This is a genomic window from Deltaproteobacteria bacterium, from assembly GCA_016875395.1.
GTDB lineage: Bacteria > Myxococcota_A > UBA9160 > UBA9160 > UBA6930 > VGRF01.
On sequence record VGRF01000020.1, the window covers coordinates 14830 to 27590 of the forward strand.

The 12761-nt window shown below is 70.6% G+C and carries 13 protein-coding genes; 2 read left to right on the top strand and 11 right to left on the bottom strand.

Features of this window, described 5'->3' with window-relative positions; all coding sequences use genetic code 11:
• The gene (locus tag FJ091_14945; GenBank protein MBM4384648.1) at positions 1-1278 is read left to right on the top strand and encodes a HAMP domain-containing histidine kinase; all 1278 of its coding nucleotides are present in this window, start codon (positions 1-3) and stop codon (positions 1276-1278) included.
• Between the two features lie 26 nt (positions 1279-1304).
• Here FJ091_14945 and FJ091_14950 read toward each other — a convergent pair whose 3' ends face one another.
• Entirely contained in the window at positions 1305-1517 is a 213-nt protein-coding gene (locus FJ091_14950; protein MBM4384649.1) for a DNA-directed RNA polymerase subunit omega, read from the bottom strand.
• 490 nt (positions 1518-2007) lie between these two features.
• On the opposite strand from FJ091_14950, the gene FJ091_14955 reads away from it, so the two are divergent.
• On the top strand, positions 2008-2097 hold the full coding sequence (locus FJ091_14955; GenBank protein ID MBM4384650.1) for an AURKAIP1/COX24 domain-containing protein: 90 nt from the start codon (positions 2008-2010) through the stop codon (positions 2095-2097).
• Between the two features lie 165 nt (positions 2098-2262).
• Here FJ091_14955 and FJ091_14960 read toward each other — a convergent pair whose 3' ends face one another.
• From FJ091_14960 to FJ091_15005, 10 genes are all read right to left on the bottom strand, one after another.
• Complete coding sequence (locus FJ091_14960) at positions 2263-2736, bottom strand: hypothetical protein (GenBank protein ID MBM4384651.1); 474 nt, start codon at positions 2734-2736, stop codon at positions 2263-2265.
• Between the two features lie 205 nt (positions 2737-2941).
• Positions 2942-3175: a KH domain-containing protein gene (locus FJ091_14965; GenBank protein MBM4384652.1), complete on the bottom strand. Its 234-nt coding sequence runs from the start codon at positions 3173-3175 to the stop codon at positions 2942-2944.
• A 4-nt stretch (positions 3176-3179) separates the two neighbouring features.
• A complete protein-coding gene (locus FJ091_14970) occupies positions 3180-3914 on the bottom strand; it encodes a glutathione S-transferase N-terminal domain-containing protein (GenBank protein ID MBM4384653.1) in 735 nt (244 codons plus the stop codon).
• Positions 3914-5266, bottom strand: coding sequence for a hypothetical protein (locus FJ091_14975; protein MBM4384654.1), 1353 nt, complete (start codon positions 5264-5266; stop codon positions 3914-3916). Before FJ091_14975 ends, FJ091_14970 begins: the two co-directional genes overlap by 1 nt.
• On the bottom strand, positions 5263-5952 hold the full coding sequence (locus FJ091_14980) for an ABC transporter ATP-binding protein (GenBank protein ID MBM4384655.1): 690 nt from the start codon (positions 5950-5952) through the stop codon (positions 5263-5265). Before FJ091_14980 ends, FJ091_14975 begins: the two co-directional genes overlap by 4 nt.
• Positions 5952-7202: an ABC transporter permease gene (locus tag FJ091_14985; GenBank protein ID MBM4384656.1), complete on the bottom strand. Its 1251-nt coding sequence runs from the start codon at positions 7200-7202 to the stop codon at positions 5952-5954. Before FJ091_14985 ends, FJ091_14980 begins: the two co-directional genes overlap by 1 nt.
• Positions 7202-8437, bottom strand: a complete 1236-nt coding sequence (locus FJ091_14990) for an ABC transporter permease (protein ID MBM4384657.1) — start codon at positions 8435-8437, stop codon at positions 7202-7204. The genes FJ091_14985 and FJ091_14990 overlap by 1 nt, the downstream gene beginning before the upstream one ends.
• A 13-nt stretch (positions 8438-8450) precedes the next feature.
• Positions 8451-9245: an outer membrane lipoprotein-sorting protein gene (locus FJ091_14995; protein MBM4384658.1), complete on the bottom strand. Its 795-nt coding sequence runs from the start codon at positions 9243-9245 to the stop codon at positions 8451-8453.
• Positions 9246-9305: 60 nt separating this feature from the next.
• Positions 9306-12101 carry a PDZ domain-containing protein gene (locus FJ091_15000; GenBank protein ID MBM4384659.1) on the bottom strand — a complete coding sequence of 932 codons (2796 nt, stop codon included), beginning with the start codon at positions 12099-12101 and terminating at the stop codon, positions 9306-9308.
• The gene (locus FJ091_15005; GenBank protein MBM4384660.1) at positions 12098-12703 is read right to left on the bottom strand and encodes a riboflavin synthase; all 606 of its coding nucleotides are present in this window, start codon (positions 12701-12703) and stop codon (positions 12098-12100) included. Before FJ091_15005 ends, FJ091_15000 begins: the two co-directional genes overlap by 4 nt.
• Positions 12704-12761 lie beyond the last annotated feature (58 nt).

A 12761-nucleotide genomic window follows, 5' to 3' on the forward strand; every position in this document is an offset into this window, starting at 1 on the left:
ATGCGGACCGTCACCCAAACGGCCAGCGGCGCCGGCGGCGACCCCCTCTCCGCTGTACTGCGGCACGCGACCGCCAGCGCCGCCGAGCTCGCACGCGGCGCCGCCCTGCTCTTCGCGCGCGGCCACGCACCCCGTGCGGGCGTTGCCGCGTCTCTGCGTGCGGCCGCGGGCTTCGCGTCGGCAGAAGAGGCGCGCAGCGCAGCACGCGCGACGGACGCGCTCGTACAGAAGGCCACCGAGACGCGCGAGCCGGTCCGCGCAGCAGGCGTGCAGGGATTCGGGTCACGCGTCAGTGCCGGGGCGATCGCCCTGCCCCTCACCGTGGGCGAGCGAGGCTGGGGCGTGCTCGTCGTCGGTCTCTCGGCGCCGCTCGACGAGCGTGCGAACGCGACGCTCGCGTTGATCGCGCAGGCCGCCGCGACCGCGCTCGATCACGCCCACCTCGAGGCGCGCATCGAGCGACTCGAGAAGGAGCACGCTCCTGACGCCGCCGGCGAGTCCGGCGAAGAAGTGCTGAAGCTTTCGGAAGCGCTCTTCGCGCAGGACATCGAGCTGCTGCGCAAGAGCGAACAGCTCGGCAAGGTCGAGCGCCTGAAGAGCGACTTCATCGAGAAGATGTCGCGCGAGCTGCGCACGCCGCTGAACAGCATCATCGAGGCGATCATCGCCGTGCTCGCCGGCGAGAACGAGCAGCTCTCGGAGTCCGCCAAGCAGAGCCTGCGCGCGGCGCTCGACGACGGCACGGCCTTCCAGCGCACGCTGCAGAACATCCTCGACCTGTGGCGCATCAAGCAGGGCGAGCTGCCGGTGCAGCTGCAGGAGGTGAACTTCCGCGAAGTGGTCGAAGAGGCGATCTTCAGCGTGCAGGACACGCTCGCCGGACGCGACGTCACGATCGAGCGCACCGTCCACGAGATGCCGAAGTTCCGCGCCGATCTCGCGAAGGTGAACCAGATCTTGTTCCTGCTGCTCGACAACGCCGTGAAGTTCACGCCGCGCGGGAAGATCGAGATCGAGGCGAGCGTCGCGCGTGGCGAGCTGCGCTGCTCGGTGCGCGACACCGGCATCGGCATCTGCGCGGACGACCGCCAGTTCATCTTCGACGAGTTCTTCCAAGTCGAAGACGCGAGCTCCCAGCGTTACCGCGGCGCGGGCCTCGGGCTCACGCTGGTGCGCGAGCTCGTGACGCTGCTCGAGGGAAGCGTCGAGGTCGCCAGCGAAGTCGGCCAGGGCACGTCGGTCACGTTCACGGTGCCGATTCGCTTGTTAGGGACCTAGCAGCCGCTCGGCCGCGGCCCTTCGCGCTACGCCGGGCCTTCTTCGCTCTGCGAGTAGTCGGGCTTCACGAGGCCCGCCGCGATTTCGCGCAGCGACGTCACGACTTCCTTGTTCTCGGCGGAGTCGACGAGCGTGCGCGCGCCCTTGCGCAGCTGCTTGGCGCGGATCGACGCCATCTGCACGAGATCGAAGCGGTTCGGCACTTTCGCGATGCAGTCTTCGATCGTGATGCGGGCCATCGGAATCTCCCTGGGTGACGCGGAAGGGGGCGCAAGCTAACGGCGATCGGCGAGCCCCGAAACGGGTCGACCGAGATGCGCTCGCCCAGAGACAGGAAACCCCGGCGGGCGTTGCCGCCAGCCGGGGTCCGAAGACTTCGTAATCGTCTCTTTCGAGCTCGACTACTTCTTCTTCGCGGCCTTCTTCTTGCCGCCCTTCTTCTTGGCTGCCATCTCTGGGTCACCCCCTGGTTGATGGTTCGAGCACCTCATCGGCGATCGAACCGGCGACTTGAAGGCAACTGCGCCTTCTTCCGTCGCTGCTCTCGGCGTTTAGGCCGGGAGTTGCGAGCGAAACTAACCCCTGCCGCTCCGCCGAGTCAAGGGAGAAATGCAAAAGAATCATGCCCTTGCCTACGAAGCTGCGAATCCGCGAGCGACCGAGGCTGCGCGCCTTGACTCGCGAAAACGTCCTGCCTAACTCTCCGCGTCTCATTCGGAAGGACTCGTCGTGGGAAGCGTCGTCAAGAAGCGCCGCAAGAAAATGCGCAAGCACAAGAAGCGCAAGATGCTGAAGCGGCAGCGCCACAAGAAGCGCTAGCGCAAGCGACGCGCGCAGCGAGGCGAAGCCGAGCGGAGAACGACGCGGCAGCGAAGCGCGCAGCGAGGCGAATCCGACGGAGATCCCGCGCGCACCCCGAGTCGACCGCGCGCAAGACCGGCAGCGCTGCCGCGCCGCGGCGAGAGTTGTTGGGGCGATCGGTTGTTAGGCGCTCTGCTGGGCCGGCGCGGCGCGTTCGCTCCACCAGCGGCGCAGCTGGCCCACCATCCGGTTCAGCGGATGCCGGCGCGGCAAGAATCCGAGTGGCGGCCGCCCGCGCGTTCCGAGATCTCGCAAATCGCTCTGCATCGAGCCATTCGCGGGATCGATCATCAAGCCGCGGCGCAAGTACCGAATCGCCTCAGCTTTGAAGCCGAACGCGAGGTGGACGCGCGCGAGGTTGTGATAGAGGTCGGGATTGAAGAACTCCTCTTTCGCGGCCGACCGGCACAGCTCGAGCGCGCGGTCGAAGCGCCGCTCGACGAGCGCGATCGACAGTCCGTAGAACGAGCGGTAGCGCGGGTTCGCGCGATCGATCTGATGCGCCGACCGAAAGTGGTCGAGCGCTTCCGCTGCGGCGTCACCCGCCAGCGCCTCGCGTCCCGCTCGAAAGTGATCCTCTGCCGTATGCGACGCCATCGTCTGCTCCACTGGCCCCTCCGCGCGTGATCGACCTCACCGCAGCGTGGAGCGATTCGCAAACGACGTGCCGCGCCATCGCCGGCGCGCAAGTCGGGGCGCGAAGTGCGCGCTGGCGCGGGCGCATTCGGCCGGCGCGCTCGCGAGGGGCGAAGTCCCCACGAGTACGAAACTGAAATCGCGGGTTACGAACTCGGCGAGCGCCTCAGTACTCGATGATCTCGAGGATGTACCGCTTCTTCTCTTTGCCACTCGCGGCCGCCATGATCGTGCGAATCGCAGACGCGTGCGCGCCGTGCTTGCCGATCACTTTGCCGAGATCGTCCTTCGCGACGCGCAGCTCGAGCACATGCGCGTGCTCCCCGATCACTTCCTTGATCTGCACTTCGTCCGGCTTGTCGACGAGCGCTCGCACGATCGCCTCGATGAGCTGCTTCATGCCGCTACCCCGTCTCGAGCCCCCGCCCCGTCCCCGCGAACTTCAGTCTACGCCGATTCGGCCGACTTCGGGGCGCTAATTTTTCCTCGGGGAACGCGTACGCGCGCAGGAGCGCTCGAATCGCCCGCCAGCCGACTGCGTTCGCACTGGCACTCGGGTCCTCGAGCCGAGGAGACCCGTTCGGATCACCCCGGCGAGAGAGGTGCCTGAGCTCGAGCTCGCAGAGCAGCTCCCGCACCAGGCGCGCCTCGGGATTCGACTCGGCTCCGACGAGGATCAGGACCTCCAGCGGCTCGCGCGACGGCGCCACGCGCGCGCCGCGCGCTCCTCGCAGCAGGGACGCGAGGGAACCGGCGAGCGCGGGAGTCGTGTGCGGGCGCGGCGCGGCGGGTGCGTACTGCGCGTAGAGATACGACACGATGTCCGACGACTCGTACAGCGCGCGCGACTGATTCGGATCGACGAGATACGGGAACTGCGCTTTGCCGCCGCGCGCGATCACCTCCGGCCGAAAGCGCGTTCCACCCTTCGGGCACGGCCGGATCTCGGCCTCGAGACCCAGCGCCTCGAGCGCCGCGCGAACGCGCTGGCAGTACGGGCACGCCTCGAACTCGTAGAGGATCAACGGCAGCGCCGGAGGAGTTGCTGCGACGCGCGGAGGCTGAGCACCGCGCAGCCACGTCGCGGCGCGCGAAGTCGCGAGCTGGAGCGAGTCCGCGAGCGCCGAGTGCGTGCGCATCAGAAGAACCACTCGGCGATCGCGAAGCCGATCGCTTGCTGCGCTCCGAACTGGGAGCGCCGCGGGCCAGCGAAGAGCTGCGCGCCGAGGCGCAGCTCGAGCGAGTTGAAGCCCGTGTACGAGACGATCGGCGCGAAGGCCGCGCTCGAGCCCGTCCAGTCGTAGAGCACGAGCAGGTCTACGCGAACCGCCGCGGTGACGTCGGCCCCGAGCTGTGCACCGGTGGTGTGCTTCGCGAGCGAGATCACGCGCGAGCCGCCGAAGCGCTCGGAGCCGTGGGGGCGCGGTACGTCGCCGATCGAGGAACCCGTCGAGGCGAAGAACGGGAGCAGCACGCCCGCGCGACCGCGACCGAAGCCGAGCGCGTTCCCGTCGTAGAGGTGCTCGAATAACAAGTACACGCCGGGGCCGACATCGAGCGTGTAGTCGATCGAGAACACCGCCTGCCAGAACTTCGCGAGCTGGCGAGACGCCGCGTCGTCCAGCAGCCACACCTCGCGCTCGGGGTCCGTCCACACCGCTTCGATGCGCCACGCCGCACCGCCGAGATTTCCCGCGAGATCCGCGCCGGCGGCCCATGCCTGCTCGAACGAGCCGGCGAGCAGCGACACATCGACGTCGCGCACGACGCCGTGAAAGCGCAGCGCGTAGCGCGACTCGTGCGCGTGGTCGCCCGGCGCGGCGACGGCCTGCAGGTAGTTGTCGCCATCGATCATCCAGCGCGCTTCCACCGCGTCGATGCCGCCGAACTCGTCGCTCTCGATCGCGAGCGGGCCGACCGCGGAGAGGCGATCGATCGGGTTCCAGAGGCGGCCCGTCCCCCAGGCGAGGCGCTGCCGCCCGATTGTTAGGTGGAGGCGAGCGCCCTCGTAGCGCACGTAGCCGCGATACAGCCGATGCCGCCAACGGAAGTGGTCGCCGCGCGGCTCGAGCCCGAACAGCTCGATCTCGTCTTCGAGATCGAGCAGCGTCTCTGGCTCGTCCCCGAGCGCGCCCTCGAACGTGTCCAGCGTGCCGCCGCGCCACTCGTGGTCGTAGGTGAGCGTCGCGGACCACTGCTTCGAGGCGCGGGCGTCGAGCGTCACGCGCGCGCGCGTGAGGCTCAGCCACACGTCCTTGTCGCCCACGGCCTCGAAGCCCGCGCAATCGGCGAAGGTCGCCGCCGCGAGGCAGCTCGCATCGCTCCCTGCGCGCGTCAGGAACTCGTCCGCGCTCGTGCCGTTCGTCGTCGTCAGCACCTCGCGCAGCGAGCCTGACGACTCGAGGACACGCTCGCCCGAGCGCCACAGCTCGCGCGCGGCGCTCGTCTGCGCCGCGAGCAGCAGCGCCAGCGCGAGCACCGCTCGCTTCACGCGCCGCCCTTCTCGTCCGCGACCACCTGCCCGTCGCGCAGGCGCACGACGCGATGCGCGCGCGCGATCACCTGCGGATCGTGCGTCGAGAACACGAACGTCACGCCGCGTTCGTGGTTGAGGCGCTCCATCGTCTCGATCAGCTTCGTCGCGGTCGTCGAGTCGAGGTTCGCGGTCGGCTCGTCGGCGAGGATCACGCGCGGCTGGCTCACGATCGCGCGCGCCACCGCGACGCGTTGCTGTTGGCCACCGCTCATCTCGAGGGGCCGCTTGTCCGCGATCTCTGCGAGCCCCACTTCCGCGAGCATCGCGAGCGCGCGCTCGCGCCGCTCCTTCGCCGGCACGCCCTGCAGCTCCATCACGAACTCGACGTTCTCGCGGGCGGAGAGCACCGGGATCAAGTTGAAGGCTTGGAACACGAAGCCGAGCTTCTCGAGCCGCAGCTGCGCCAGCTGCGAACGCGACAGCGCGGCGAGGTCCTGCCCGTCGATTGCAACGGCGCCCGACGTGGGCGCATCGAGCGCGCCGAACAGGTTCAGCAGCGTGGTCTTGCCCGAGCCGCTCGGGCCTGCGAGCACCGTGAACTCGCCCGGCTCGATCGCGAGCGAGACGCCGCGCAGCGCCCAGGTCTGAATTCCTCGCACGTCGTAATGCTTGGAGACGTCACGCGCGTCGAGGATCGGCATCAGGTTCTCCGCAGCGCTTCGGCGGGGCGAATGCGCACGGCGCGCAGCGCAGGCCAGAAGCCCGCGATCAGCGCCGTGATTCCGGCGACCCACAGCGGCGCCCACACGTCCCCGGCTCGCGCGACCGGCTTCAGCAGCGTCGGCACGCCGAACTCGCGCATGCCCTCGCTCCAGGCTGCGAGATCGATGCCGTCGCGCAGCAGCCAGATCGCGCCGAAGCCGAGCGCGAGCCCGAGCGCGACGCCGGTGACCACGAGCACGACGCTCTCCGCCGTGACGATCGCCACCATGCGCGCGGGCAGCATGCCGATCGCGAGCATCACGCCGATCTCGCGCGTGCGCTCGAACACGCTCATCAGCAGCACGTTCGCGATGCCGAAGGCCATCGCGACGAAGATTGCCGCGTAGATCACCCAGCCCATCTGGTCGAACAGCCCGAGCAATGCGACGAGCATCGGCTCGAGCTCGCGCCACGTCTCGACGCGGGCGGATTCGCCGAGTGCGCGCTTCGCGACCGCGCTCGCTGCGGCGAGCTGCTCCCCGTCGCGCGCGCGAAGCGCGACCTCCGAGATCTCGCCGGGAATCGCGTAGAGCCGCTGCGCCTCGTCGATGCGCACCACGACGACGCTCTCGTCGAGCTCGCGCGACGGCGCGTTCACGATCCCGCCCACGCGGAACGACTCGCCCGTGAGATCGCCGCGCGCGTCCTGCACGGAGAGCACGACCTTCCCGCCCACCTCGACGCCGAGCCGGCGCGCGAGCCCGGACCCGATCACGACGCGGCGCGGCTCGCCGAGCCACGCGCCGGTGCGCACGAAGCTCGCGAGCGTCGACACGCTCGGCTCGCGCTCCGGGTCCGCGCCGAGCACGCGCACGCCCACGCTCGCGCGCGGCGACTGCGCGAGGCCTTCGCCGCGCACGCGCGGCGCGACACCGCTCAGTGTCGGCGCCCCCTCGAGCGCCGCGAGCGACTCGGCCAGGGGCAGCCGCCGCTCGAGCGGCGGCGCCTCGTTCCAGTCGGGCGCGTGCGCTTGGAGGTCGCCGATCTCGGTACGAATCGCCGTCTCGACCATCTGCTCGATCAGCCCGAACTGCAGCGCCATCGCGAGCACGAGAGCGCCGAGGCCGATCGCGACGGCCGCGAGCACGACGCCGCTGCGCCGCGGCTGGCGCCCGAGCCCGCGCAGCGCGAGGCGCCAAGTACTCGGGCGCGCGAGTGAACGCGCGAACTCCATCGGCGCGGGCGCCATCACAGGCTCCGCAGCGCGTCGACGGGACGCGCGGAGGCAGCCTTGGCCGCGGGATAGAGCGCCGAGAGCAGCGCGATGCCGATCATCAGCGCCGTGGCCGCGAGCGGATTCCACGCTTCGAGCTTCCACGTGATGATCGGGTCGACGCCGAACTGAGCCGTCATCTGCGCGACTTCGCCGGTCAGCGGAATCGGATTCTGCTCCATGATCGCCGCCCCCGGAATGGCGAGCGCGAGGCCCACCGCGAGCCCGACACCGGACAGCAGCAGCGACTCCACGTAAACGAGCCGGAACAGCGCGCGCGGCTGCAGGCCGAGCGCGAGCATCACGCCGAGCTCGCGCTGCCGCTCGAGCACGGACATCAGGATCGTGTTGAGCAGGCCGAACGTGACCACGAGCACGAGGATCCCGAGCATCGAGTAATTCTGGGCGTCGTCGATCACGAGCATCTGCTCGAGCTCGGGCATCACGCGCTGCCACGGGTTCACGTCGAGCGCCTCCGCAGAAACGGTCGTCACGGCGGAGGCCACCGCTGCGCGCGTCTCGGCGAGCCGCGCCGCGTCGCGCGCGAGCAGCGCGATCTCGCTCACGCGCTCCTCGTACACGAGCAGCGCCTGCGCATCGGCGAGCGAGATCAGCGCGAGCGAGCGGTCGAGAGTCGGGTCCGGCGCGCGCAGCACGCCGCGCACGCGGAACATCTCGTACGCGTTCTCGAGCGTGTAGGCGACGGTGAACACGAGCAGCTCGTCGCCCACGTCGACGCGCAGCGCCTCGGCGACGCGCTCCCCGAGCACGATCTCGCGCTCGCCGCCGCCGAGGAACTCGCCGCGTACCACGCGCTCGGGCCACACCGACACGGCGCCCTCGCGTGCGGGATCCACCCCGAGTAGCGCTACTCCCTGCGAGGCCGGACCGTTCGAGAGCAGCGCGAAGCCGTTGACGCGCGGCGCAGCCGCGGCGACGCCCGGCGCGCCGTCGATGGCGCGCGCGAGCGCGGGCGTCCAGCGCGCGAAGCGCTCGAGCGTGCGGTCCTCGAGGTAGCCCGCGCCGGTCACCTGCAGGTGGCCCGCGTGCATGCGCACGTTGGTCTCGATCATGCCTTCGTGCACGCCCGTCGTGAGCGCGATCATGTGCACGACGAGCACGACCGCGAACACCGCGGCGGCCACGGTGAGCCCCGTGCGCCGCTTGTTACGGCCGATGTTTCTCCATGCGAGGCGCAGGATCACGGTCACCTCAGCGCAAGGTTCAGTCTCTCCGCGTCAGATTCCGCTGCGTGAAGATGTCGTCCGCGAACTTCTCGCCGAAGCGAATCTCGTTCACCTCGATGCGCGTCTCGTGGCCCGGCTTGTCGAGCGGCGTCATCGACCAGCGGTGCGGATACACGCGGCTGCCCACGGCACGCAGGTCCGAGAGGGTCATCACGCGCAGCTTCTCCCCGGCCTCGTCGAAGAACTCTTGGCGCACGGGCACGAGGCGCGCAGCGTCGACCCACACCGCGATGCGGCCCCACACGACGGGCGCGCCCTCCTTCGGCACGTGCTCGATCACGAAGGCGCGCGAGCCCTGATGACTCGGGTCGACGCCGAGCCAGCGATGCGTGTAGTCGTCGAGCGTCGACGACTCGCGCACGAGGTCGTCGTTCGTGAAGTCCGAGCCCATCCACGACTGCAGCATCATCGAGGGCGGGATGCGGATCGTGCGCTCGACGCGCGGGATGTAGCTCCACAGGTTCGGATGCAGCTTCAGGAACGCCGTGCCCTTGTCCTTCGCGGGCTCGAGCACGCGAACGAAAGAGCGCTTCCCGCCGCGATCGTCCCAGCTCTGGAAGCGCATGCGGCGCGGCTCGGGCAGGCGCGGCGACTTCACGATCATCGTGGCGTCGAGAAAACCCGACTCGCCGCGGAAGTTGTTCTCGACGCGCTCGGCGACTTCGCGCGCGGTCGGCGAGGCCGGCGGGGGCTCGAGCGTCTGCGCGCTCGCTGACGAGGCCCACAGCGCGCACGCCATCGCCGCCATCGCAGTTCCGATTCGCTTCGCCACTTCGGCTCTCCGCTCCGCGAGGGTGGCGCGCTCGCGCGGGTTGTCACTGGCCCGCGCAGGTCAACGCCCGCGTACTTCACTCCGCTCCCAGGCGCCGCCATCGACGCGGCGCAGCTCGGTCGTGGGCCAGTACGCGAGATCGATCTCGAGCGTGATCACGCGTTCGCGGCCCTCGAGGTCCGCGACGAAGAGTCGCAGCGAGGCGCCGTCCGGCTTGTGCGCGACCGCGGCGAGGAACGCGTCGAGGTCGCGCACCGGCGCACCGTCGACCGCGAGAATGCGCCACGTGGGCGAGAGCCCGTGCGCCTCGGCGGGCGTGCCGCGCCAGCGGCCTGCCACGTACACGCCCTCGCGCGGGAGGCCGCGCTGCTGCGTGAGCGCCGCGGGCGATTCCTGCAGCAACGCGCCGCCCCAGAGCAGCACGCGCTCCGCAGCAGTCGGCGGCGCCACCTGCGCCTCGAAGCTGGCGCCCACGAGCGCGCCGTCGCGCACCACACCGAGCTCGACGCGTCCGCTCTGCACCGCGCGCTCGAGCGCGTGCAGGCTCACGAGCGCCCGCCCTCCGAGCCGCACGACGAGGTCGCCCACGCGCAGCTGCTTCTCCGCAGGCGTGCCGGGGGTCACGCGACGCACGACCAGCGCGCGGCGCGCATCACCGTCCGCGCGCTCGAGCTCCGCCGCGATCTCGTCGGGCAGGCCGCGCTCGCGCGCACGGAAGAGCGGGATCGCCTCCAGCTCTGCGCCGAGCGTCCGCCAGCCCCCGCCATTCGTCGCGAGCCAGTCCTGCACGAGCGCGATCGGCACTCCGGCGAAGAACGAGTTCGACTTGCCGCCGGCGTCGGTCGAGAACGAGGCCCACAGCGCGCGCACGCGGCCCTTCTTGTCGGCGAGCACGCCGCCGATGCCAGCGGCGTCTTCCGAGAGCGAGATCAGGTCGACGTTGGTCTCGCGGAACCGCGGCGTGTCGGGCACCGGGATCGCGGGCACGTCGACGCGCTCGACCTTCGTGCTGCGGCCGAGCAGCTGCTGGCGCGCCGTCATCGAGACGAGCCACACCTTCTCGCCCGGCGAGAGCGGCGTGGGATCGAGCTCCGCGTTCGCGAGCGGAGTCGCGCCTAACAAGCCGGGGTCGTAAGAGACGAGCGCGAGGTTGTGCTCGGGGTGCAGGGCGACCACGCGGCCGGGAATCACGGCGGAGCCGCCTATCACGAGCTCCACGTCCCCCAACAAGATCGGCACCGTGTCGCGATCGGTGATCACGAGGCCGCGCGCCGCGTCGACGACGAGACCCGCGCCAGAGAACTGTCCCCCTTGCACGCCGTCGACGGGCAGCGCCACGTCGAAGCGGACCTGCACGAGCGAGTGCGCGAGGCGCGGCACCGGGCCGGGGCCCTCCGTCGCGAGGTTCACCGCGACGCGCGGCGCGGGCTTCGGCGGCGGCGGCGGATCCGACGCGCGGCACTTCCAGGCCGGCTCGCCGTCTGCGCGGTCGCAGCGCTGCATCGGAAACCAGCGCCGGTCTACGCGCAGCGGCGCAATGCGCGGCGCGCCGGTCTCGCCGAGGGGCCGCAGCTGGACGCGCACGAGATCGCCGTCGGGGCGCTTCGTGAGCTCGCGCTCGAGCTCCGCGAGGCTGCCGATCGGGACGCCGTCGAGCGCCTCGATCACCTGCCCCGCGCCGATGCCCGAGCGCCCGAAGGCGTAGCCCGACGACGCGAGGTAGACGCCGCGCACCGGCATCGCGTAGGCGCGCGCGAGCTGCAGCGAGAGCGGCGTGACCACGCCGCCGCCGAACTCGAGGAAGCTCGCGGGCGTGACGGCATGCAGGTCGCCCACCGGCAATTCGAGCGTGAGCGGTTCGCCGCCGCGCTCGATCTCGAGCGCGACCGTCGCGCCGACTTTCGCGTCGAGCACCTCTTCCAGCGGCACGAAGCCCGTGAGCGGCTTGCCTTCGAGCGCGACCACGATGTCGCCCGGCGCGAGATTCCCGTCCGCGGGGCCCTCGGGCGAGACCTCCTGCACCACGAGCATGCCCACCGCTTCGGGGTTCGCGCGCCGCACGCGCGCCTCGGTCTCTTTGCGCAGCCCGAGCCGCTCGAGGTCGTAGTAAGGGCGCTGCACGAACACGGTCTGCAGCGTGCCGCGCATGACGACTTCGCCCGCCTGCAGCAGGCGCAGCGCGCGCAGCGGGCGGTCGAGTGGGAGGTAGAAGCTCGTCGCGCTGCCGCGGGAGCCGCCTGCGTTGAGCGCGATCACGCGGCCCGCGCGGTCCACCACGGGCGAGCCCGAGGAGCCGCCCGACGTGCTCGACGCGGCTTGGTAGTAGAAGGTGTTGAAGTCGTTGAACGAGCCGTTGCCGTAGCTCGGCGCGTCGCGATCGAGCCGCGCGAGGGTGCCCGCGAGGATCGAGAGCTTCTCGCCCGAGTCGTTGCCGATCACGCGCAGCTCGACGCCGACGCGCGCCGCCTCGGGCGCGAGCGGCAGGGCGACGGCTTGCATGAATTGCAGTGCTTTCGGGTCGTAGCGGTAGAAGCCGAAGTCGTGGACCGGATCGCGGTAGATCGGGACGACCTCGATCTCCTCGTGATTGAGGAAGATCGCGTGCGCCTTCACCGGACCGGGCTGCACCACGTGGCGGTTGGTGAGGATCAGTCCGCGCTCGGCGTCGACGACGAAGCCCGTCGCCACCGAGGTCGACGGCCCCTCGGTGTCGAAGGCGCGCACCGCCGAGACCTTGAGCGCGACCACGCCGCGCGCGACGCGATCGATCGTGGCTTCCCAGGGATCCGCTGCGAGTGCAGCGCTGGTGCTGAACGAGAGGACCGTTGCGACCACCCCACGTGCGAGCTGTCTCACGCGCGCCGCTCCGGCAGCATGCGCTCCAGGTACTTGCGCACGTATCGCCCCAACACGTCGGCCTCCAGGTTCACGCGCGCGCCCACGGCGAGGTCGCGCAGGTTCGTCACCTCGAGCGTGTGCGGAATCAGCGCCACGTCGAAGCCGTCGCTCGCGACGCCCACGATCGTGAGCGAGACGCCGTGCACCGTCACGCTGCCCTTGGGCACGCACTGGTCCGCGAACTCGCGCGAGGTCGCGACGAACAGCTGCACGTCCTCGCCGCGCCTGCGCCACTCGCGCACGCGCCCCGCCTCGTCGACGTGGCCCTGCACGATGTGCCCGTCGAAGCGCGCGCTCGCGCTCATGGCGCGCTCGAGGTTGACGCGCGCGCCGGGCGCGAGGTCGCCGTGCGCGGTCTTCTCCAGCGTCTCGCGAATCGCGTCGAAGCGCAGCTCCTCCGCGTGCGACTCGACGATCGTGAGGCAGCACCCGTTCACCGCGACGCTGTCGCCGAGCCGCACTTCGCGCGCGAGGTGCGAACGCACCGCGATGCGCGTGGTCTCGCCGCGCGGCGTGATGGCGGAGACCTCGCCTACGGCTTCGACGATGCCGGTGAACATTTTCCTCCCTCGGTCGCGGGCGAGCTGCGCGGCGGGCGCAGCGGCCGAGGCCGAGCCG

Bases quoted from the DNA above. Each gene is read 5' to 3' on its own strand.
- FJ091_14945 (MBM4384648.1), top strand. From the start codon at position 1: ATGCGGACCGTCACCCAAACGGCCAGCGGCGCCGGCGGCGACCCCCTC.
- FJ091_14950 (MBM4384649.1), bottom strand. From the start codon at position 1,517: ATGGCCCGCATCACGATCGAAGACTGCATCGCGAAAGTGCCGAACCGC.
- FJ091_14960 (MBM4384651.1), bottom strand. From the start codon at position 2,736: ATGGCGTCGCATACGGCAGAGGATCACTTTCGAGCGGGACGCGAGGCG.
- FJ091_14965 (MBM4384652.1), bottom strand. From the start codon at position 3,175: ATGAAGCAGCTCATCGAGGCGATCGTGCGAGCGCTCGTCGACAAGCCG.
- FJ091_14970 (MBM4384653.1), bottom strand. From the start codon at position 3,914: ATGCGCACGCACTCGGCGCTCGCGGACTCGCTCCAGCTCGCGACTTCG.
- FJ091_14980 (MBM4384655.1), bottom strand. From the start codon at position 5,952: ATGCCGATCCTCGACGCGCGTGACGTCTCCAAGCATTACGACGTGCGA.
- FJ091_14985 (MBM4384656.1), bottom strand. From the start codon at position 7,202: ATGGCGCCCGCGCCGATGGAGTTCGCGCGTTCACTCGCGCGCCCGAGT.
- FJ091_15005 (MBM4384660.1), bottom strand. From the start codon at position 12,703: ATGTTCACCGGCATCGTCGAAGCCGTAGGCGAGGTCTCCGCCATCACG.